We start from the raw sequence: 21466 nt of genomic DNA, 5'->3' as shown, positions 1-21466 counted from the left end.
TGCACGCTGCCAGATTCCACCCTTATCAGCTTTGCAATCAGCCCATGCGTCACTTGATGGAGGGGCTCGACATCCACACGAACTTCGCCGTCCGCCGGACTGTCCAGTCCTTTACATGCACTGGGTGAAGGCGAAAACGACATGACAATGACTGTAGGCGATTTTCTGGTCGAGCGACTGAGCGAGTGGGGCGTGACGCGGATTTTTGGGTATCCGGGCGACGGCATCAACGGCGTTTTCGGCGCACTGAGCCGGGCGCGGGGAAAGATCGAATTCATTCAAGCGCGGCACGAAGAGATGGCCGCGTTCATGGCCTCGGCGCATGCCAAGTTCACCGGCGAGCTGGGGGTATGCATCGCCACGTCAGGCCCTGGTGCCTCACATCTGATCACGGGACTCTACGACGCGCGCATGGATCACGTACCCGTGCTGGCGATTGCGGGGCAACAGGCCCGCGCGGCACTCGGTGGTCACTATCAGCAGGAGCTCGACCTGCTGTCGATGTTCAAGGATGTGGCCGGTGCCTTCGTGCAACAGGCGTCAGCCCCGGCACAGGTTCGCCACTTGATCGACAGGGCGGTACGCACGGCTGTCGGTGAGCGGCGCGTGACGGCAATCATCCTGCCCAACGACTTGCAGGACATCGAATATGAAGCTCCGGGACGAACCCATGGCACCGTGCATTCCGGGGTGGGCTATACCAAACCGAAAGTCGTGCCTTATGACGCGGATCTGCAACGTGCCGCCGAGGTTCTGAATGCAGGCGAAAAAGTGGCGATTTTGGTGGGGGCCGGTGCGTTGCAGGCAACCGACCAGGTCATCGCCGTGGCGGAAAAGCTTGGCGCCGGTGTCGCCAAGGCGCTTCTCGGTAAAGCGGTACTGCCGGACGAACTGCCCTGGGTCACGGGCAGCATCGGTTTGCTGGGCACCGAACCCAGCTACAAGTTGATGACCGAATGCGACACCTTGCTGATGATCGGCTCCGGGTTTCCGTATTCTGAATTTCTGCCAAAGGAAGGTCAGGCACGCGGGGTGCAGATCGATTTGCAACCCGACATGCTTAGCTTGCGCTACCCCATGGAGGTCAATCTGGTAGGTGACGCCGGGGAAACCCTCGCTGCACTGTTGCCATTGCTTGAGCACAAAACGTCACGCAAATGGCGCAAAAAGGTCGAAGGCTGGCGTGCTTCCTGGGAGAAAACCCTGGAAAAACGCGCCATGGCCAAGGCCGATCCCGTCAATCCGCAGCGGGTGGTGTTCGAACTGTCGCCACGTCTGCCGGAACTTTCGATCATCGCCAGCGATTCCGGCTCTTGCGCCAACTGGTACGCCCGCGATCTGAAAGTGCGGCGCGGCATGAAGTGTTCCCTGTCTGGCGGCCTGGCCTCGATGGGCGCCGCTGTGCCTTATGCGATTGCGGCCAAATTCGCGTTCCCGGAGCGTCCCGTGATCGCGCTGGTGGGCGATGGCGCGATGCAGATGAGCAATATGGCGGAGTTGATCACCGTGGCCAAATATTGGCGGCAGTGGGCAAGCCCCAAATGGATCTGCGCCGTCTTCAACAATGAAGACCTCAATCAGGTGACTTGGGAGCAACGGGTCATGGAGGGGGATCCGAAGTTCGAAGCGTCGCAGAGCATTCCCGATGTTCCTTATCACCTGTTCGCCATCTCCATTGGGCTGAAAGGCATATTCGTCGACCGCGAAGACGACGTGGCCGCCGCGTGGGAGCAGGCGCTGGCTTCGGATGTCCCCGTGCTGATCGAATTCAAGACCGACCCCAACGTTCCACCGCTTCCTCCGCATATCAAGCTCGAACAAGCGAAGAAGTTCGCCACCACGTTGCTCAAGGGGGATCCGGACGAGGCGGGGATTGTCGTGCAAACCGCCAAACAGGTGTTGGGGGCTGTGCTTCCGCGCAAAAAATGAGTTCCGTCAGGAGCCGCCTCACCCGTCGTGGATTGAATACATCCAATGCGCGTGAGGTCTGCAATAATGAGCACCATTGCGGCACGAGGGCTGTCGAGTGCTCGTGTCGGTATCCGGCAGTTTGATTTGGAGGATTCCATGCGTGACATTATTGATGGCTTTCTGCGTTTTCAGCGCGAGGTGTATCCACAGCGCGTCGAGCTTTTCAAGCAGCTCGCGACAGAACAGAACCCCAAGGCGCTGTTCGTCACTTGCTCGGACAGTCGTGTAGTGCCTGAACTCCTCACACAGCGCGAACCGGGCGAGCTATTCGTGATCCGCAACGCCGGCAACATCGTGCCGTCGTACGGACCTGAACCGGGTGGGGTTTCGGCCACTGTCGAATATGCGGTTGCCGTGCTCGGCGTAAAGGACATCGTGATTTGCGGCCATTCGGATTGCGGGGCGATGGGCGCGATTTCACGCTGCACCTGTCTGGATCATCTTCCGGCCGTTGCCAACTGGCTTCGTCACTCGGATGCGGCGAAAGCGATCAACGCCGCACATGAATTCGATACGCCACGTGACAAGCTCGATGGCCTCGTTCGCGAAAACGTGATTGCACAATTGGCGAACCTGCGCACTCATCCATCGGTGGCGCTCGCGCTCGAGCAGGGGAGTCTGAATCTGCATGGCTGGGTCTATGACATCGAGGCAGGTTGCATCGATGCGCTGGATGGCGCCACTCGGCGTTTCGTCAAACTTTCCGATTCACCGACCACAGTTGCCGTTGCTGCGCGCAACGTGGGTCAGTTGTAACGGCGGCGGACAAGCCAGGACGGAGATGTCTTCGTCCTGGTCAAGCAGTACCAGGCCCGAGATAAAGAAACTGCCGGCGAACGGAGTCATCGGCAGCGTCGAGTAGCAAACTGGTTAGGCGGATTTTCTTCACGAGACGGATTTTTTTGCCCCGACGCGACAACCGCTTGACGCATTTTTAGCCATATCGGCATTGCCTCACCTAACCCGTGATTGAACCAGCGGGCTTGTCATCTTTATCTGAGGCTATTGACTCCACTCGTCAGCGCGATGCCGTTGCCCACCTTGACAGTTCAGTTGTCTGGCGAAATACTCGCCCCAATATTCATATAGATGACTAGATAACAAGGTGAATAAAGTCGATGAATTCTCTTTCCAGTGATGCTCGCCTGCCGCTTTACCAACGCCTGCGTGACCACTTGGCTGAACAGATCGCTAACAACCGCTGGCGTCCAGGCGAGGCTATTCCCACTGAGGCCGCACTGTCAGCGGAATACCAGTTGTCTACTGGCACCGTGCGCAAAGCGGTCGATTCGTTGGTCAGCGAGGGAATTCTTGAGCGGCAACAAGGCCGAGGCACTTTCGTTCGCCGACCCCAGTTTCAATCGTCGTTGTTTCGATTCTTTCGTTTTCAAACCGCTGCCGGCGAACGCCAGGTACCGGAGAGTCGCATTCTGTCCATCGAAGCAGTAGCCGCGCCTTCAGCTGTAGCCCAAGCGTTAGGGTTACCGGTCGAAGCGCCGGTTATCCGCATTGTCCGTGTTCGATTGCTCGAAGTTCAGCCCGTGCTTGCCGAAGAGATCTGGCTGCCGCGCAACCGCTTTCAAGCACTGCTGGAAGTTGACCTCAGCCGGAAAGGCCCACTGCTATATCCGATCTACGAAGAAATCTGCGGTCAGGTCGTCGCCTACGCCGAAGAGACACTCACGGCTGAATCGGTGAGTGAGGTGCATGCTCGACTGCTGCAGGTACCGGTCAGCAGCCCAGTGGTAGTGATCGAGCGATTGGCTCGTGATTACGCCGGCACACCACTGGAGTGGCGTCGTTCTCGTGGGCATGCGGAGCACTTCCGATACAGCGTGGATATCCGCTAACACCTACCTGTGTAGTGAATCGTTGAGCGGCGAGTATGTCGCCGCTGGTTTCCTGTTTTATTGCCAAAACTGGCCCTGTAGCGGAGCGGTTCGCTTTCGGCTGCCTTACGTTCCACTTATAAGGATAAGAATCATGTTCAGCTGGTATCGCCAAATCACTCCTCGGGAGCGCAAAACCTTTTGGGCCTGCTTCGGCGGATGGTCGCTCGACGCACTGGAAGTACAAATGTTTGGCTTGGCGATTCCGGCGCTGATCGCCGCATTCGCCCTGACAAAGGGTGACGCGGGACTAATCAGTGGCGTTACGCTGGTTACTTCGGCCATCGGCGGATGGGTAGGGGGGACGTTGTCCGACCGCTACGGCCGGGTACGTACGCTGCAGTGGATGATCTTGTGGTTCTCCTTCTTCACCTTTCTCTCCGCGTTTGTCACCGGCTTTAACCAGCTCTTGATCGTCAAGGCGCTCCAGGGTTTCGGCATTGGCGGTGAGTGGGCGGCCGGCGCGGTGCTGATGGCCGAGACCATCAACCCTGGACTTCGTGGCAAGGTAATGGGCACGGTGCAAAGCGCCTGGGCTGTGGGTTGGGGCCTGGCGGTCGGTGTGTTTGCGTTGATTTATTCGTTCGTGCCGCAGGACATGGCCTGGCGTGTGATGTTTATCGTTGGCTTGCTGCCGTCGTTCCTGATTATCTGGGTACGGCGAAATGTTGAGGAGCCTGATAGTTTCCAGCGCCTGCAAAAAGAAAAAGCCATCCCGCAAAGTTTCTTCAAATCCCTGGCAGGTATCTTCCGTCCTGAACTGATTCGCGTGACGCTATTCGGTGGTCTGTTGGGCTTGGGCGCGCACGGTGGTTACCACGCAGTGATGACCTGGCTGCCGACGTTCCTCAAGACCGAGCGTAACCTCTCGGTGCTGAACTCTGGTGGTTACCTCGCAGTGATCATCTTCGCCTTTTGGTGCGGATGCGTGGTCAGTGGATTTTTGATCGACCGCATTGGCCGTCGTAAAAACATCGTCCTGTTCGCGTTGTGCTGTGTTGTCACCGTGCAGTGTTACGTGTTCCTGCCACTGACCAATACCCAGATGCTGTTCCTGGGGTTCCCGCTCGGCTTCTTCGCGGCAGGTATTCCCGCGAGCCTTGGAGCACTGTTCAACGAGCTATACCCGGCGGATGTACGCGGTGCCGGTGTGGGCTTCTGCTACAACTTTGGCCGAGTGCTTTCTGCGGTGTTCCCGTTCCTCGTCGGTCACATGAGCGACTCCATGTCCCTTGGCTCTGCGATTGGTATCGATGCCGGGATTGCCTATGGCGTGGCGGTGATTGCGGCACTTTGTTTGCCGGAAACCCGTGGACGCAGCCTCGAAGCTTCGAATACATCGGTGGCAGTAGCGATCAACGGCAACGAGAGTGCGCGGGCCTGATGCCCATTACCTTCTATTAGATGAATGCTATGACTGATACCTGCTCTAAACCGATCACCGGCATCGACTCCCATGCTCATGTGTTTAGTCGTGATCTGAATTTGATCGGTGAACGGCGCTATACCCCTGATTACGACGCCACACTTGAGCAGTATCTGACGCACTTGCACGCTCATGGCCTAAGCCATGGCGTATTGGTGCAACCGAGCTTTCTCGGTACTGACAATAGCTACTTGCTGGCGGCGTTAAGGCAAGCGCCGGATCAGTTGCGAGGCGTGGTTGTGCTGGAGCCAGGCGTCAGTCGCGCCATGTTGAATGACATGGATCGCCTGGGCGTGGTCGGCGTTCGCTTGAACCTGATGGGCAAGGCGTTACCTGATTTTCGTAACAGTGCCTGGAGAGCGTTTTTCAGCCACATTGCTGATCTTGACTGGCATGTCGAATTGCATCGGGAGGTAAAGGATCTGCCTGGGCTGATTCATCAATTGGCCCCATTCGGTTTGAAGTTGGTGATCGATCACTTTGGCCGGCCGGATGCCAATTCGGGCGTCGATCAGCCCGGTTTTTGCGAGTTACTGGAGTTGGGGTCGAAAGGTTCGATCTGGATGAAGGTATCGGGAATCTATCGTTTGGGAGGTACGCCGCAACAGAACATCAATTTCGCTCGAATGGCATTACCGCTGCTGGAACAAAGTTTTGGCGTTCGCCAGTTGGTGTGGGGTAGCGACTGGCCGCATACGCAGCATGAGCAAAGCATCGGTTTTCGCACCGTAGTCGATCAGTTAAAAGCCCTGGAGTGTTCGCCGCAGGTTAGCTATTCGCTTCTGGTGCAAGCCCCTCGAAGGTTGTTCGGTTTTGCGAAAGGCAAAAGCTGAAACTTGCGCCTGCATTCGCAAATGCCCATTCATCTCTCCCATTCAAATCAATACCTACAGAACGTTCGACGTGCGACGTTGCATTAAAACCTGCCGTGCCTCATCGGGACGTTTTGTGTAGCAGCTGATTCCAATTACAAAAGAGCAGATTCCATGAACATGTCATCCGAAATCGAAATTGAACCCACCCAAACGAAGCTTCGCTTATTACATGCACCGACAGGCGTTACGGTTTCAAACTTTTCTTTCAAATCCGAGTGCAGTTTTTGCGTCGGCCCAACCGAGATCCTTTCATGACCCCCTTAGATATAGACCTGTTACTGACCGCATTGGTGAGCGTCCTGGTGCTGGTGGGGCTCATCGTGTCGCGTCTCAAAATGCACCCGCTCCTGGCCTTGCTGGTGGTTTCCGTGGGTGTTGGCTTTGCAACTGGAATGGAGCCGGAATCCATCGTCTCCCACGTGATCACCGGCGCCGGAAAGACACTGGGTGCAGTAGGGGTGGTCATCGCGCTTGGAGCGATGCTGGGCAAAATTCTTGCTGACGCAGGTGTCACAGAGCAGATCGCCGAGGTCATCCTCAAGCGGACATCGGATCGGATGATCCCTTGGGCCATGATGATGGTTGCATTTGTAATTGGTATTCCCATGTTTTTCGAGGTAGGCCTGGTGATCATGCTGCCGCTGATATTCAGCGTGGCGCGAAAGTTGGAAAGCCAGGCTCGCTTCAAAGGTTCACCGTATGTGTATGTCGGTGTTCCGGTGATTGCGGCACTTGCAGCCATGCACGGGATGGTACCGCCGCACCCTGGCCCCTTGACGGCCATCGCCGCGCTCAAAACCTCGGTTGGGCCGACAATGCTCTATGGCTTCCTTGCCGCAATTCCTGCAATGATTTTGGGCGGCCCGCTTTATGGCGCATTCATTTCGCCGCGTATGAGCACCCGGCCGGATCAGGTTTTGCTGGATCAGTTCACCCTGGCTGAAAAAGCCGACGATCAACCAAGCACCAGCGTATGGCTTGGCGTGCTGGCAGCCTTGCTACCGGCGATCCTGATGCTGATTCATGCCGTCGCCGAGATGCTATTACCCAAGGGCAATGCAATCCTGAAGATGGCCAGTTTCTTGGGCAATCCCCTGATAGCCATGCTTCTGGGCGTTCTGTTCGCAGGGGCGAGTCTGGTACTCGCGCGAGGTGGCGATGCAGGGCAACTGCGCGAATCCCTGGGCAAGAGCCTCAAGCCCATCGCTTCAATCATCATGATCATCGCCGGCGGTGGTGCCTTTCAGGAACTGCTGACCAGCGCCAAGGTAGGCGATGCCATTGTGCACCTGACCCAGCAGTCTGCGTTCCCTCCGCTGATCCTGGGTTGGTTGATCGCCATGCTGCTCTCGGTATCTACCGGTTCAGCCACTGTAGGTATCGTTGGTGCTGCGGGTTTGCTGGCGCCGCTTGCAGGTGCTGATCCCAGCCTCAACCTGCCGCTGCTAGCCTTGTCCATAGGCTGTGGCTCGCTGTTCTTCAACTATGCGAACCATGCGGGCTTCTGGATGGTGAAGGAATCCTTTGGCATGACTATGGGCGAAGCCACCAAAACCATTTCGGTGGTTCAATCCATCGTAGCCGTGGTCGGTTTGATTGTGGTGTTGATGTTGAATGCGGCTGTCACGGTGACTTGAGTCAGGATCTGTTCGCAGATAGCAACCGTGCCCGAGCGAGTCAGTCGAGGGGTCAGGCACAGGCTCCTCTACCACAGGAGCAGACACTTGCTCTTCGGGCTCAGGCTTAACCAGCACTTGTGTACAGGAGATACAAAATGCACATCGATTGGATCAACTTCACACCCTGGACGTCATTAGGCGGCGCCTTGATAGGGCTGGCGGCCAGCTTGTTCGTTCTCGCTGATGGTCGTATCGCGGGCATCAGCGGCTTGCTAGGTAGCGTGATGCAATTTGATAGTGAAGGCTGGAGCGAAAAGGCGTTGTTTCTTCTTGGTCTTTTACTTGCGCCCTTGTTGTGGGGAGCGTTGACCGTTTTGCCGGAAATAGAGATCAAGACAGAGTGGCCGGCCCTGATTATTGCGGGGCTGCTCGTCGGCGTGGGAACCCGTTACGGCTCGGGCTGTACGAGTGGTCACGGCGTGTGCGGGATCTCCCGGTTGTCTCCTCGCTCCATCGTGGCAACGGTGTGTTTTATGACCGCCGGCTTCGCAACGGTGTACGTCATTCGTCATGTTTTGGGAGCTTGAAGATGATCAAGTTGAGCGCATTTTTTGCAGGGTTGATCTTTGGCTTAGGTCTACTCCTGGCAGGCATGGCGAACCCTGCCAAGGTATTGGCTTTTCTTGATGTCGCCGGGGCTTGGGATCCGTCACTTGCTCTGGTGATGGGAGGGGCCATTGCAGTGGCGGTTATTCCCCTGAATTGGGCGCGCAAGAACAAGCAATCCTTGCTGGGTGCCCGCATGCAGTTACCCGTAAAGCGAGAGCTGGATCCCCGCTTGATTGGCGGCAGTCTAGTGTTCGGTGTTGGTTGGGGAATTGCGGGGATTTGCCCTGGGCCGGCTGTAGCTACTCTGCTGACGGGGCACTGGCAAATAATCATTTTCGTGTTGGCTATGTTGGCCGGTATGTATTTGTTCTCTGTATTAGAAAGCCGACGCATGTGTTGATCAGGTGATAACCATGGACGTAAATGACGGAAACGCTGTCAGATACCTGCACCAGCCGAGTGTTCTATTGAGACGCCGCTCCCTGATATCAGAATCGCGTTCCGAGTCTGAGCATCAGCGCATGAGATCTGGAGTCGTCCCCCAACCCGTAAGAGCCTTGATAGGTCACGCCTGTCGTCAAGCCACCGGGCAGTGAGAAGTCAGCTCCCAGTGCGACGGTCATCAGGTTTTCGCTTTGCCCCTGGGTGGACACGCCATAGGTGGAGTCACTGATGTCGGCGTACCCCATGTGCGCCGTGCTGTCACCGCTGAAGGTGTGGCTGTATTCGAGGCGACCACGCAGGGTCAGCTCGGTCGGTTTGAGTGAATAGCCGTATTGTCCGCGCAGACCACCAGTACCGGACAACACGTTCATGCGTTGTGCCGCGTATGCCAGATCGAATGCGCCGCTGCCTGACTCACGGAATCCGTCGAGTTTCGTCGATGACACGTCGACACGGCCATAGGGTGCGATACGCCAGGTGTCTTCCCTGAATTCATAACCCGAGCTGAGCGAGCCGAAGATCTGATCGCCATCACGCGAGCCCTTGGCGTATCCGCCGTTGTCGGTCACATAGCGGCGACTGTCGAACGACAGGTTGCTGTACCCAAGCAAGCCGTCGATGAATACCCGGCCAGGGTGGAAGCTGCCGTAGATCGCGCCGCTGAATGAATCGCCTTTGCTGTGGCTGCCTTCGGAACCGATATCGCTGGAGTCCCGGCCGTACCCGAAACCGATGCCGGCGGTGAAGACATCAAAGAAGCGATAGTCGACGCCGGCGCTCATGCCGACCATGGTGCTGTCGAGCTTCACATCGTCACGACGGGTATCACTGACGTTGACGTAGCCACCACTCCAGAACGACAGGCTCTCATCTCCCAGGAGTCCGCTGTTTGAGCCGGGCGCTGCCGACATATGTGGGGAGGCTGTGCGATCGCTGCCACTGAGTGACGACAGCGCCTGGTACATCTCCGAGGCGCTGGTATTGCCGGTGCGGGACTGGCGTGATTGCGGCAAGCCGAGTTGCAGGTTGAAGCTGCTGCCACGACGGTTCTCTTTGTCGTGCAGTTGTTCGAGGCGGTCGTTGAAGTTGTCGATCTGTGCGCGGGCAAAACGTGCGGCACTTTGCGCCTGGGCGCCAAGCATGCCGATCACTTCCTGGTCTTTGCTCGGGTCGGAACGTCCGGCCACTTGCAGCGTCAGGGTGATGGGTTGCGACGCGCCCCAGCGATTGCTGAGGGTGTAACGGATGATCGCAGCGCCTGAAGCTTGTGCGGCAGCCACAAATGTCAGACTCGTCCCGCTGAGCGTCGTCTGTCCCATGGCTTTGGAAGGCGTGTCCACCAATGCCGCGCCGGTGAATGGCCCGCCGCTGATGCCATCCGCCAGGTTCACGGTGACTGCCTGCCCGGCGTACAAGGATGCGCTGCGGTCGGCGCCGCTTGGCAACGTGCCGCCGATGCTCAGGCTGTAAGCGACATTGAGCGTCGCACCGGTGGCGTCCGTGATTTGCACGGCAATGGTCGCCGAGCCTGCTTCCGAAGGTGTGCCGGAAATTGTCCCGGAGGAGGCATCGATGTTCAGGCCCGACGGCAGACCAGTGGCGCTGAAACGATAGGGGCTGCTGCCACCGCTTACGCTCAATGCTTGTGAGTAACGGGCACCGATTGTTGCCGCTGGCAGCGATCCGGCGGCGGGGGAAACGATCAGGGTAGGGGCTGAAATCGTCAGATTGACCGTCGCTGCCGGCGAGGTGCCTGAGGCATTACTGGCGGTGTAGGTGAAGCTGTCCGTCCCGGAGAACCCGGCCACTGGCGTATAGGTAATCGTCAGGCCTCGGGCCATCGCACTGCCGTGCATTGGTGCAGTGACAACCGCGACCGACGTGGCTGTTCCCCCCGCCAGAGACAGCGCAATGCTGCCGCTGCTATTGGCAGCGATGGCGGCGGAAACCGGGTTGGCCACAGGCACTGGCCCACCGGCAATGCTCAGCGTGTAATTGGCATTGCCGACGGCGCCATGTTGATCCGTCACGCTGACAGAGAGGTTGTAGCTGCCAGGACTGGCGGGCGTACCACTCAGAACGCCACTGGCTGCATCGAGAGTCAGCCCTGCGGGAACTCCGGAGCTTGTATAGCTGTAAGGCGCCGAGCCCCCGGTCGAGCTGAATGATTGACTGTAGGCCGTTCCCGCCTGACCAGCAGGCAACGCACCGGCAGCCGGGGTCAACACCAGTGTCGGCGCCGTCACCGTTAGCGTGACCGTCGCGGGGGAGGAGGTGCCCGACAGGTTACTGGCGGTGTAGGTGAAGCTATCTGGACCTGAGTAACCTGCTGCCGGCGTATAGCTGATGGAGGTGCCGCTGGCGGTGGCAAGCCCGTGTAAAGGGGCGGATGCAACGGCAACCGACGTTGCAGTACCGCCTGAGAGGGCCAAAGTGATCGGATTGCCGGAACTGTTGGAAGCCACGGTCGCGGAGACATTGCTCGCATCCGGCGCAGCGACGGCCCGAGTGACCGTGATGGTGTACAGGTGCGTGGTACTCCCGTCCTGGGCAGTACCCAATACGCTGATCGTGTTCGACCCCGTGTTCAGGCTGATTGCTGGCGATGTAGCACCCGAGCCCACACTCATTCCGTTGATCGTGATCGTAGCGTTACTGTCGGAGGCCGTCGGCGTGAAGGTGATTGAAGATACGTTGCTCGCGACCGCGACATTGTAGGTACTGGTGCCCGATGAAAATGAAGGCGACAAGGTACCGGCTGAAGGGATCAGGTTCGACAGGGTGGCATCGCTGGAAACCGCCGCACCACAGTTGATGGTCACCGTGCTCAGGTAGGTGCCGACCTTGGTGCTGATGAACAGCCCGTTGGTCAGATTTGCAGCCGAAGCACTGCCCGCATGACTACCTGCACTGCCGGTGTTGCTGCGGTAGTCGAAGTAGGGCGAGAACGTGGTCGGGTTGCGCAGGATCACGTTATCGGCGGACGACGGATTGCTGTTGCCGACGTTGCCGCCGTTGTCACTGAACGTGACCGAGACGCTCTCGCCGGCAGAAAAGGAACCAGCAGGAAAGGAGCGAGAAAAGCTACCCGAACCGCTCAAACCGTTGAGCGTCGTGCAGCTGGCCGATAACGCGTACGCCGAAGATGAATCAAACAGCAGGCTGCAAATGGCGAGTGCCATGAACACAAAAAATCTGGAAACCCTGAATGAAACGTACCGACCGTTCAGTACCGTTGTTTTGCAGACAAGCTTTTGCGTTGAATACATGCAGAGAAACCTGATTCAGAGGCGGAGCGCGCGCGATGCTGCCCATTCTGGCGACTCGTACGATATCGACTGCGCAGAATGAGTCTTTAAGCCGTAGTTAGAGGTGACTTGCGTGAACGTCGCCAGGCGCTGAGCAGGACTTGAGCGAGATGATGGCAATATGGCATTGCTCGTGAAAAATCTCAATCTTCTCGGAGACGTACATGGCTGGCCAAAATCTGAATGGCAGCGGGGAAGAGGTGAAAGCGCAGAGCGCCGCTCTAAAGGATGCTCCGGACCTCACTATCGCCCAGCGCGACGCCTTGTTTGACCGAATAGGTTTCTTGTCAGCGTTTCCAAATTAACGGACGCCATTCAACTCACTGAAGCAAAAACGTTTCTGTCAAAAAAAATTTTCTTGTGCTGGAAATTCAGAGCAATTTTCCAGCATAAGAAAATTTCCAACATATAAAAATTGTCATTGTAAAACAATAGTTTACTATAAATTTATTTTGGAAATTTTGATTTTCTCGCCGGCGGGGCTATACCTTCAATTTTCAGGTGTCAATGGGGACGACCATGAACCCAGAAGCGCTCCTACCCTCCGAATCGCTGGCCGAAACCAGTCAGCCCACCCTGGCGAGCGTGAGCTTCCGAAAAGACCTTAGTCGCTCAGAGTTGCACCAGGTCAGGCACTGGAAAACCTATCCATTCCTCGGCGGTACTTTCAAATGTTCCAGATAGGCGACTGGGTTACCCTGAAAGACCAAGACTGCGGTGTATTCATAATCGAGGAAGTTCTTGACCGCGACGGGCACCGAGTCAAGATTCGGTCGCTCGAATCGGATGCCAAGCTGGATGTAGATATCAACAATCTAATAAAGATCAATAAAAATGACTTGCTCAAACTGCAAGAGATTGTCAAAGAGCGGGCTGCAGAAGCCGATGATGACCTCTCTAGTAACCCCGTTTCTGAAGAGCAATGGGCTCTTGCGCAAAGTCGGTTCAATGCGTTCAAAAAATTTGCACATGGGAGGTTGAAGACGAGAGAAGAGGTTTGTGCTGAGCTGAAAATCGGTCGAAGCACTTTTTACACATTGCTTGAGCAATTTGATGAAGAGCTCGGCGTCGAGAGCATGGTCGTCAATCTTAAGGGGCGTAAGAAAGGCAGTACTTTGCTGTCTGAAGAACAAGAAGACGCCATTATTTTTTGCTATAACAAATACGCACTAGTGGGTTGGACGTTGAGCCATCTATACTCGAAGCTACAACCTGAATGCCATAAGCGAAATATCCATTGCCCTTCGATATCCGCTATGCGCAAACGGATAATGCTCATAGATCCTAAGGACAGGACTGCTCGTCGCGACGGAAAAAACACCGCTGATGACAGATTCGTTCGGCGTAAAAATCGCCGAGTGACGCGCCCTCTACAAGAGGTGCAGCTTGACCATACCTTGGCGGATATTTTTTTACGCTCGGAAAAAGATGGCAAGCCTATTGGGCGGCCATACTTTTCACTTGCTGTCTCTACCTGCACAGGGGTGATTCTGGGTTTTCATCTTTCATTCGACCCCCCGAGCTCCAGGACTGTATCAAACCTCTTGCTGCATGCTTTAATGCCAAAGACCGAATTCATGCAGGAACTGGGGCTGGGAGGACTGGCGTATCCTTACTACGGAAAGCCAGAAGTCATTTTCACCGACAATGCCAAGGAGTTTCGCTCCAAGACGTTTCGTCGGACGTGCGACAAGTGGGATATTGATGTTAAGTATCGTCTATCGAAACAAGCGGGCGGTAAAGTCGAGCGGACGTTCGGCTCTCTTAACACTAAATTCATCCACCTGCAGCGTGGTACTACTTGCTCGCATCCCAAGCGGACGCGTGACTTCGATCCTGCTAAAGATTCGGTGATGACCTACAGGGAGTTCCTTATCGAATTAACGAAAGCGATTTGCCAATACAATGAGACCGCGAACTACAAAGGCAAGTCCCCTGCGCGGAACTGGAACGAGTACTACACCGACGCGAACGGTCGCATCCTGTTGCCCGAAATGATCTTGAATCCGAAGCGTTTTGCACTTGAAATTCTGCCTGAGCGTACAGCTACTTGCACCAACTGTTACGTGGAGCATCGGGGTATTCAATACGACATTGGCGAAGCTCAGGATCATACTCGCCGTAAAATTCTCGTGAAACCGGATGCCCTGAATATCCGAACGCTCCGAGCGTACCTTCCTGCCAGTGACAAGTGGATCGAACTGGTGGCCGTTGATGAAGACATACTGCCGCGCACCATGACGGAATATCTGCTTGAGCAGAAGCTGCTTGATCAGCCTGGATATCTCAGTCCCGAAGGTATCAAAGCCACGGAAATGCTCAACGAAGGCCATGAGCGGAACGAAGCGAAGCACCGGCGGGCGCAGGAGGCGGGGCTCATCGACCAGCAGTATCACTCCCGCAGTGAGCGGCCTCTGAAGACCCCTAGCACCTACCAGAAACGCGACTTCACCAAGCGTGCATCGGCTATGCAAGGGGAAAGCTAGATGAATCATCTCAGCGACGCGGCCCGCGTGTTTATGGACAAGTCTGACGAGGAGCGTATCCAGGCGTGCCGTCGAAAAATTTTCATGGTCAGGCCCGAAATCGTCAAGACCTACAACATGGTTTCAGACCTGATCGCCGCTGAGCGCTCAGACAGTAATATTGGACTCGCCATCGTGGGCCCTCCAGGTGCCGGCAAGACAACGTTGGGTAAGAGACTCAGAGATGTTTTCTCAGACTCTCCGTATGGAAAAATCTTGTATATCGACTTAGCAAACTACGCGGAAGATATGGATCTACGCGCCATCCTGCATAGGGCGTTAGGAGTAGTCAAAACGCCGCGTAACCCTTATGCGGCCTACGATAACGTTATGGAAGCGTGGCGTTTGATCCGTGAGAAAGGGATCATCGCGGTGATTTTCGATGACTCGCACGACATTGGGCGTGCAGTCAGCGCCCGGCGAGCCGTTGCGAATCTAACGGCGCTCAGGTCATTTTCAAATGGGGACTATGTGCTCACCGTAATTTTGATTGGCATCAAGGCGCTGTACAAGGTGCTCGGCCCGGATCCACAGCTGACTAGCCGCTTCACGATACGAAGAGTGACTTTTGAGGACTGGAAGCCAGACAGTGAAGTGTTGGCGAATTTCCTTACGGGGTTCGTCAGGCATTTACCACTTAAGAAAGAGTCCATCGTGGATAGTGTGCTTTTCATGGCTGCGGTAGTGAGGTTGGGGAAAAATACCAGGGCGATCACCGATTTGTTGAGAGTGTGCGCTGTCGAGGCCATCCGTAACGGTCAGGAGTGCATCACGCTTGAACTGCTTGAGTCGATGCACAAAGAGCTTCTCGGCCAATTGAGTGAGGAAGACACCTTTTTGGAGCCTGAGACGGGAGGTGGGCCAGCCGAGAGTACCCAGGCCGCCCCGAAGCAACCCCGGGGCAAACCAGCGAAGACCAAGCGTAATAGGGCCTCCAAATCATCAAAGAACAAGGGAAGCCCAGATGACAGCGTTCCGGCAGATGCTGGATATTCTGCTGAGGCCACCCAGCTGGATTCCAATGGCCACGAGGAGGCGGTCTGACAAGCTTTTTTAAAACCGGCATGCCGGTCTAGGTCAGCTCACGATTTGCCCCAGATTGAGGGCTTGGAGGCGAGGTGGGGCGATTTCCGAAGTGGATCAGTTCTTCTGGTAATGAATCGGTGCTTCAGCGGTGTCTCCAGATCGTCCGAGGTTCGCTTGTACAATCGGAGACAGGGCGTGCCGACGTCGCCATTACCCCAAAACGCCATCGCGCTGAACCGCGTTCGGAGGAACCTGATTCAAATCAGGGTAATGATGGTGCCTCAGTGATTGAAGGTTTTACTCAGGTGATCCTGCTTTCTGGTGATGCAGGTTGCGGTATGAGCGCGCTGAGTCACCAGTTATCCCGAAGGCTCAGCAGACAGGACATTAACACGCTGGAGCTGCCTGACGTACCTGCACAGTCATCTCCTACTTTAATTGATGGGATAGTGGAGGCACTGGGCCTGCCACCTCAGATCATGACGGGCCAAAAGAGTCAGATTGAGGCCATCTACAGAGCCACGTTCAAGCTAAGGCAGATTCAGGTGACCGTCGTGAACGACGTACAGTCCTATATGAGTCGCCCTTACCGCAACGCTTCACCTGCCGTGACTAGGATCGCTAGCTTCATCGCCTCAGGGATCTCGAAATTCGTTTTCTTATGTACCACCACACAGTGTGGAGACGTTCTAGCTGAAGGGCTGCAGAATGAGGGTGTCTTGTATGTGAGGATACAAGTCGAAAGGATGCCCTTTGGGCCGTCTTATACTGAGTTCGTCCATGACACTGTGAAGCACTTAACAGGGCATTCTGAGCTACCGGAATCCCTTCCATTGGAGCTGCATGAGCTTGCTGACGGATTGGTCGGCGTCACTATGCAGCACATACGGTGTTTGATAGGCCCACGTACAGCCCTGACAGATCCTTCTGTGGCCCTTAGGCAAACCGGGTTTGAAAATTTTTGCACCCCAATCTGTGATGAAACCTTCTCTTCGTGGCTTATGCGAAACACCTTCAACAAGAGGGTATGGTCGTTAACTGGTAAAGAACTCGATGCTTGCCGGCAAGCAGCCAAAATGATTGGGGGAGGTGACGTAGATCGCGCATCGGAGTTAGTGGCTGCTGGCAAGGTTTTACCGCAACTTCTCCCTATTGGAAATCTTGCCGCTACGTTCCGCCTTGGAGATACCAGAGTTTTTCCGCGTCATTACTTGTTAACGTATTGTCCTCAATGCCTGGCTGACGATGTGGCATGTGGGCGTCTTCCTTCGTGGCGCAAGCAGTGGCGCCAGTACGGATACTGTATATGTGATAAGCATGAAATCCCCGTGATTCTTTCCGTGCTTCAGCATCCCAGGCCGGATCCATTTTTCAGAGCCTGGGATGCCTTTTGCGAGTACGTCCAGTCGCCATTTTTCAGACTGAAACGTCGGTTGGTCAGTGGTACCGCTTCTGCTGAGCGGCTGATGATACAAGAGCGAAAATTAGGCCTATTAATACTACGTGTTCAGCGCTGGATGATAAAACAGGTGCTCAAAGGCCATTTTTCTGATTTATCTCCATCTGGAGCACGGTTTTTACTGAATGTTCTGCTCCATGAGCCCATACCTAAACGCTCGCAAGGTGGGTTTGCTAGAGCCTATTTCGACTCGCGCGATTTGATTCATGTGTTCTATGCCTGTGATCGAGGCTTAGGTGATATCCATGGCTTCTACTTAAGTGCCAGCCCTCGACAGACCCTGACAGCCTACCTCCTCATTGGTATAGCTTACGGCGTGGTTAGCCAGGCCGAAGCGACCTTTCTTCAAAGTGTTATGGGGGCTGGCAGGGCCGACTTCCCGACGTGCCGCTCTGAGATTTCATTCGCAGCAACTACAATGTTCCTTTCTGAGCACTGGGCTGGGATCAAATACGCAGCGCAGCGAGACCTGTGTTTCTATGATTTGCGACAGGTAGGTTGGATCTTTAGCTACGAACCAGACCATCGATAATTCTATGCAATTCTGACATGCTAATCGTGCGAGTACTTTTTGGGCTTTATTAATTGGGTTGGCGGCGTTGAGTAGGAGGTGTCAAGAACTTAACTTTATCAACCAGTGTGGGTTAAGGGAGTTTATAGCCCGGATTGCACTGTTTTAATGGTGTCTTTAGGCCTTTATTGAGAAAAAAAGGTCAGCTATACTGACCTCGTAGTGTAGGGTGACGAGGTTGGACAGCCATGACTAAGCTATTGAATCGTAAGGATTTGGAGCGAGAGTTGGCCGAGGCAAAGCATAAGCTTGCACAGCAAAGCCAGGAACTGGACTGCCTCCGGGAGCGCATTGAGTCTACGAGAGCAAGGGATTTTTTTGAGAAGTTCTATGCGATTGCTGATAGATACGGATTCAGTGCTGAAGAGGCGCGTGAAATAATATTCAGTGATGGAGCTCAAATTTCGGATGAGCACTGGGATGCTCGGCAAAAGCAGGTTTCAGAGTCCCTATCCAATTCGCTTGAAGATCTATTCAAGTTTGCGTGCACCAGTGAAATAGGGCAAGCCGCATTACGTAAAGCATTGGACTCTGGACTGGCCAAGCACGGCCTACCAATAGAGGAGAGTGCTTAGTATGTTATTAGCATCTGGATCCGAGTATTGCCCAGTGCTCGGGACATCTCCAGGGCAGATTTCGAGTCAATATTGCAATGGGTATTTAAGGAGAGTCGAGTGGCATCTGTGATTTTACGCCCTAAAACCAAAGAATACCTTGAAGGGCTTAAGGAAGTCATGGACGGATCTGCGCTTGCTCTCCAGGATGGATATAAATACTTATTCCTCAGCGAAGTTACCCATTTGCTCACGGCTTACGATTATTCTCTAGAGGATATTCGTAAAATTTTGAGTGGGCAGCAACCATCTACTCAGTATCCACCATTTAGCAGAGTCAGGGGTGCGAATGGCGCTGCGGCTGAGTCGGGATCAAAAGTTAACACCGCTGTGAAAACGGTAACTCGGAAAGAGAAGAGATATCGTAACCCACATACCGGAGAGACCATTTCCCTACGAAGTTCCAAAAATAAGGTGCTGAAGCGTTGGCAGGAGGAGTATGGAGTGGACGCCGTTGAGCAGTGGAGGGTGAGCTAAAAATACTTTCCCTTGAATAAAATTTTTTTGAGCCGCCCTAAGTTAACCTCCGTCAATCTGTTCTGGCTCGATCCTACGTTTATGCTCATGAGAAGGCTCCCCACCTATTGAGGTGTCTTACTTTCCCAATCAGGTTAACTTCAATGAGGTTACCACTGCGAAAATTAGATCTTCGGCTCCTTCCACAGCACGCTCACCGTCGACTTCGCAAGCCCCAGCAGCTCCGCAGTCTCCTTCTGCGTCTTCCCCTCAGCCTTGCACTGAAGCACCGCAGCTCGATTGGCGGCGCCTGACCGAACGCGACCATGCACTGATTGCAGTTTACCGTCGGTGAACTCCCCGTCGAGCTTATCCAGAACTCCGAGCTTTTCAAGCTTGGTGATCTCGCCGGCCAGGTCTTTCAAAAATTCCTTAGGGGTCTGGCTGCGGTCATGAGCGCTGGCCACGGCCACGAGCGCTACAAGATCGACGTCCAACGCGATGGCGATGTCTTCGAGCGAGGACAGAGTAGGGTTGCTCTTCGCGCGCTCGATGTTGTTCATCTGACGCGCCTCAACCCTGCCATGAAAGTCCTCCTGGGACAGATTCCGGGCGGTACGTGTCAGCCTCAAGACGGCGGCCAGCGGTTCTCTCAACGACATTTGGAATACCCAAAGCCGAGGATAAAGCCATATTGCGCGGTTCGACTCCATGCAATATAGTGCTGCGAAATGAACTGTAAGGCACGCTTGGTACGCTGTTCTGATCGAGGAAGTGAAGGCTGGGATGCTTCCGCTCCATTGCGCCGGCAGTCCCGGCACGCGTGCGCTCTGTAACCCAGTCTGCGTCAATTTATAGCTAAACCCTCAAGGTCAGCGTTTTGAGAATCAGAATCTACTCAGACCTCCACGCCGAGTTCCAGCGTTTCGACCCGCCGCCCCTCGATGCTGGGGTTGACCTGGTAATCCTCGCTGGCGACATCAACAAAAAGGCCAGGGGCGTGCAATGGGCCAATGAGACTTTCGGCTGCCAGGTCGTGTACGTCACAGGGAATCACGAATATTACGACGGGCACCTTGATCGCACCTTGCAGAAAATGAAGGACGCCGCGGCCGGCCACGTGCATGTTCTGGAAAACGAATCGCTGATTCTGGGGGATGTCAGAATCCTCGGCAGCACAGCATGGACTGACTTCACTTCAACAGGGAACTGGGTCGCGGCTAGCAGTGCCGCTAGGCAGTGCATGAACGACTTTAAGTACATTCGGTGTGACTCCCACTATAGGCGACTTCGAACGGACGACCTGATTACCCGCAACCACATCGCCAAGGACTGGCTCACCCAAGAGCTTGCTCGACCGTTTGGCGGCAAAACGGTAGTGGTGACACATCACTCACCATCCTCAGCTGTGTTTGGTGAGCAGCATGAAGGGCATCTTACTGCAGCGTACACCAACGACTGGCCGCACCTAATTGAGGAGGCCAATGTGTGGGTGTTCGGTCACACGCATGAGGCTACAGATGTTGAGTTTGCTGGCTGCCGGGTGATCTCAAACCCTCGTGGCTACCCTGGAGAGAACACCGGTTTTGACCCTTACTTCGAGATCCAAATCTAATGGCCAATCCGGCGATGACGCACTTTTTCGACCACGCCGTCGACCCGCTAGAGCTCAAGTGGGATCTTCCCTCAGAGGTCATTCAAGCGCAGGGAATAGATTGGGGGGTGATGGTCGACGCCTACCTCATCAACGCTGCGAGAGTAGGGCAGAGCTACGCCGCGCTCGTTTACAGCGATCAGTCAAACGTGAGCTCGAATGGAATGACCGTTGCTACTCCTCCGCTCGTGCTGGTTGAGACAAGGGCGGGGTTCAAGCTGATGCGCAGTCTTAGTGGGAAAGACCATTACGTGATCGCCAGCGAGCTCAGCGAACCGTGCTGAGCATTTGGCTTGGGTTGATTCACCAGTCAGTCTGAGGGTGCTTTCAAACTGTATTAGTCGGCCAGGCGCGGCGAACATTTCGGAATTACAGCTTTATCTCCAGCTTACACAAGCCGCTGGAGGGCTTCGTGTGCGCAGGTATTCACATGGCCTTAGCTACCAGCAGCCTCAAGATTAAATGCACTAAGGAAAATGCATGTCTGATCTGAAGAAAATTGAACTTACTATCAAGAACTACAATGTTAAAAATACGGCTGACATTGATACGCTCTACAGCCAAGTTCGGTGCGAAGACGGTGAGGGGAAAACCTTCTATTTCCAAGAAGTTTGCATGCTGGACTACCTGAAAAGGCATGGGGCAATTGTTACGGACAAGCCTAGAACGTGGTACTACAAGCATCTGAGCAAGAAAAGCATCGTTCTGGTAGCGTTCCAGAAGGCAGATGGCAAGGTCGAGTATGACCTTGATCACATGAAGCTTGTTGCCAGGTCTAGTGTGCTGAGAGGCATTGTATTCACTCTGGCAGCAGTTCCTGCAGGGCTAATTATCGCAACCGCGACATACGGACTGGGTCTTTTGTTTGTTCCGGTGGGTCTTTTTTACGGATATAGAAGCATCTTCACCATTCCCAAAATGCTTCGACGTAAAACACTAGTAAACGAGCTGGCAGGCCATGGTATCGTGGTTGGCTAGCGGCTAAATGCCAGTGATCGCCCAGGCTATCTTGATTCATTG

At 54.9% G+C, this 21466-nt stretch carries 18 protein-coding genes; 16 read left to right on the top strand and 2 right to left on the bottom strand.

The features are described 5' to 3' along the window. The first annotated feature begins 141 nt into the window (after window positions 1-141). The 8 genes from CAF79_RS01870 to CAF79_RS01835 all read left to right on the top strand — a co-directional run bounded on the left by CAF79_RS01870 (window position 142) and on the right by CAF79_RS01835 (window position 8789). A complete protein-coding gene (locus CAF79_RS01870; RefSeq protein WP_085696176.1) occupies window positions 142-1929 on the top strand; it encodes a thiamine pyrophosphate-requiring protein in 1788 nt (595 codons plus the stop codon). 138 nt (window positions 1930-2067) lie between these two features. Next, the gene (locus CAF79_RS01865; protein ID WP_085696175.1) at window positions 2068-2727 is read left to right on the top strand and encodes a carbonic anhydrase; all 660 of its coding nucleotides are present in this window, start codon (window positions 2068-2070) and stop codon (window positions 2725-2727) included. A gap of 362 nt (window positions 2728-3089) precedes the next feature. Further along, entirely contained in the window at window positions 3090-3821 is a 732-nt protein-coding gene (locus CAF79_RS01860; RefSeq protein ID WP_085696174.1) for a GntR family transcriptional regulator, read from the top strand. Window positions 3822-3954: 133 nt separating this feature from the next. Continuing rightward, window positions 3955-5244 (top strand): MFS transporter, encoded by a 1290-nt coding sequence (locus CAF79_RS01855; RefSeq protein WP_085696173.1) that lies wholly within the window; start codon window positions 3955-3957, stop codon window positions 5242-5244. Between the two features lie 29 nt (window positions 5245-5273). Next, window positions 5274-6119, top strand: coding sequence for an amidohydrolase (locus CAF79_RS01850; RefSeq protein WP_085696172.1), 846 nt, complete (start codon window positions 5274-5276; stop codon window positions 6117-6119). A 293-nt stretch (window positions 6120-6412) separates the two neighbouring features. After that, a complete protein-coding gene (locus CAF79_RS01845; RefSeq protein ID WP_085696171.1) occupies window positions 6413-7798 on the top strand; it encodes a GntP family permease in 1386 nt (461 codons plus the stop codon). Between the two features lie 137 nt (window positions 7799-7935). Further along, window positions 7936-8367 carry a YeeE/YedE family protein gene (locus CAF79_RS01840; protein WP_085696170.1) on the top strand — a complete coding sequence of 144 codons (432 nt, stop codon included), beginning with the start codon at window positions 7936-7938 and terminating at the stop codon, window positions 8365-8367. A 2-nt stretch (window positions 8368-8369) separates the two neighbouring features. Beyond that, window positions 8370-8789, top strand: coding sequence for a DUF6691 family protein (locus tag CAF79_RS01835; RefSeq protein WP_085696169.1), 420 nt, complete (start codon window positions 8370-8372; stop codon window positions 8787-8789). 88 nt (window positions 8790-8877) lie between these two features. Here CAF79_RS01835 and CAF79_RS01830 read toward each other — a convergent pair whose 3' ends face one another. Further along, window positions 8878-12015: an autotransporter domain-containing protein gene (locus tag CAF79_RS01830; protein ID WP_170929682.1), complete on the bottom strand. Its 3138-nt coding sequence runs from the start codon at window positions 12013-12015 to the stop codon at window positions 8878-8880. A gap of 797 nt (window positions 12016-12812) precedes the next feature. Here CAF79_RS01830 and CAF79_RS01825 point away from each other — a divergent pair. The 5 genes from CAF79_RS01825 (at window position 12813) to CAF79_RS01805 (ending at window position 18813) form a co-directional block, all read left to right on the top strand. Next, window positions 12813-14627, top strand: coding sequence for a DDE-type integrase/transposase/recombinase (locus CAF79_RS01825; RefSeq protein WP_085696167.1), 1815 nt, complete (start codon window positions 12813-12815; stop codon window positions 14625-14627). Continuing rightward, complete coding sequence (locus CAF79_RS01820) at window positions 14628-15710, top strand: TniB family NTP-binding protein (RefSeq protein WP_085696166.1); 1083 nt, start codon at window positions 14628-14630, stop codon at window positions 15708-15710. A gap of 266 nt (window positions 15711-15976) precedes the next feature. Continuing rightward, complete coding sequence (locus tag CAF79_RS01815; protein WP_085696165.1) at window positions 15977-17683, top strand: hypothetical protein; 1707 nt, start codon at window positions 15977-15979, stop codon at window positions 17681-17683. 227 nt (window positions 17684-17910) lie between these two features. Next, a complete protein-coding gene (locus CAF79_RS01810) occupies window positions 17911-18297 on the top strand; it encodes a hypothetical protein (RefSeq protein ID WP_085696164.1) in 387 nt (128 codons plus the stop codon). Window positions 18298-18396: 99 nt separating this feature from the next. After that, a complete protein-coding gene (locus tag CAF79_RS01805) occupies window positions 18397-18813 on the top strand; it encodes a DNA binding protein (protein ID WP_085696163.1) in 417 nt (138 codons plus the stop codon). 164 nt (window positions 18814-18977) lie between these two features. Here CAF79_RS01805 and CAF79_RS01800 read toward each other — a convergent pair whose 3' ends face one another. Next, the gene (locus tag CAF79_RS01800; protein ID WP_230065314.1) at window positions 18978-19355 is read right to left on the bottom strand and encodes a helix-turn-helix domain-containing protein; all 378 of its coding nucleotides are present in this window, start codon (window positions 19353-19355) and stop codon (window positions 18978-18980) included. Window positions 19356-19672: 317 nt separating this feature from the next. Here CAF79_RS01800 and CAF79_RS01795 point away from each other — a divergent pair, with 317 nt between their 5' ends. The 3 genes from CAF79_RS01795 (at window position 19673) to CAF79_RS01785 (ending at window position 21424) form a co-directional block, all read left to right on the top strand. Further along, on the top strand, window positions 19673-20407 hold the full coding sequence (locus tag CAF79_RS01795) for a metallophosphoesterase (RefSeq protein ID WP_085696161.1): 735 nt from the start codon (window positions 19673-19675) through the stop codon (window positions 20405-20407). Beyond that, entirely contained in the window at window positions 20407-20730 is a 324-nt protein-coding gene (locus CAF79_RS01790) for a hypothetical protein (RefSeq protein ID WP_085696160.1), read from the top strand. Before CAF79_RS01795 ends, CAF79_RS01790 begins: the two co-directional genes overlap by 1 nt. Window positions 20731-20926: 196 nt before the next feature. Further along, window positions 20927-21424 (top strand): hypothetical protein, encoded by a 498-nt coding sequence (locus CAF79_RS01785; RefSeq protein WP_085696159.1) that lies wholly within the window; start codon window positions 20927-20929, stop codon window positions 21422-21424. Window positions 21425-21466: the final 42 nt, after the last annotated feature.

The sequence above is a fragment of the Pseudomonas sp. B26(2017) genome (assembly GCF_002113045.1).
In the GTDB taxonomy this organism is placed as follows: Bacteria; Pseudomonadota; Gammaproteobacteria; order Pseudomonadales; family Pseudomonadaceae; genus Aquipseudomonas.
Note: the sequence above shows the minus strand (reverse complement) of the source record. Positions and strands in the feature narration are given on the sequence as shown.

Excerpts from the sequence above, each read along its gene's own strand:
- CAF79_RS01790 (WP_085696160.1), top strand. The coding sequence starts at position 20,407 with ATGGCCAATCCGGCGATGACGCACTTTTTCGACCACGCCGTCGACCCG.
- CAF79_RS01870 (WP_085696176.1), top strand. The coding sequence starts at position 142 with ATGACAATGACTGTAGGCGATTTTCTGGTCGAGCGACTGAGCGAGTGG.
- CAF79_RS01855 (WP_085696173.1), top strand. The coding sequence starts at position 3,955 with ATGTTCAGCTGGTATCGCCAAATCACTCCTCGGGAGCGCAAAACCTTT.
- CAF79_RS01860 (WP_085696174.1), top strand. The coding sequence starts at position 3,090 with ATGAATTCTCTTTCCAGTGATGCTCGCCTGCCGCTTTACCAACGCCTG.
- CAF79_RS01850 (WP_085696172.1), top strand. The coding sequence starts at position 5,274 with ATGACTGATACCTGCTCTAAACCGATCACCGGCATCGACTCCCATGCT.
- CAF79_RS01830 (WP_170929682.1), bottom strand. The coding sequence starts at position 12,015 with ATGGCACTCGCCATTTGCAGCCTGCTGTTTGATTCATCTTCGGCGTAC.
- CAF79_RS01840 (WP_085696170.1), top strand. The coding sequence starts at position 7,936 with ATGCACATCGATTGGATCAACTTCACACCCTGGACGTCATTAGGCGGC.
- CAF79_RS01865 (WP_085696175.1), top strand. The coding sequence starts at position 2,068 with ATGCGTGACATTATTGATGGCTTTCTGCGTTTTCAGCGCGAGGTGTAT.
- CAF79_RS01785 (WP_085696159.1), top strand. The coding sequence starts at position 20,927 with ATGTCTGATCTGAAGAAAATTGAACTTACTATCAAGAACTACAATGTT.
- CAF79_RS01845 (WP_085696171.1), top strand. The coding sequence starts at position 6,413 with ATGACCCCCTTAGATATAGACCTGTTACTGACCGCATTGGTGAGCGTC.
- CAF79_RS01800 (WP_230065314.1), bottom strand. The coding sequence starts at position 19,355 with ATGAACAACATCGAGCGCGCGAAGAGCAACCCTACTCTGTCCTCGCTC.
- CAF79_RS01835 (WP_085696169.1), top strand. The coding sequence starts at position 8,370 with ATGATCAAGTTGAGCGCATTTTTTGCAGGGTTGATCTTTGGCTTAGGT.
- CAF79_RS01825 (WP_085696167.1), top strand. The coding sequence starts at position 12,813 with ATGTTCCAGATAGGCGACTGGGTTACCCTGAAAGACCAAGACTGCGGT.
- CAF79_RS01820 (WP_085696166.1), top strand. The coding sequence starts at position 14,628 with ATGAATCATCTCAGCGACGCGGCCCGCGTGTTTATGGACAAGTCTGAC.
- CAF79_RS01810 (WP_085696164.1), top strand. The coding sequence starts at position 17,911 with ATGACTAAGCTATTGAATCGTAAGGATTTGGAGCGAGAGTTGGCCGAG.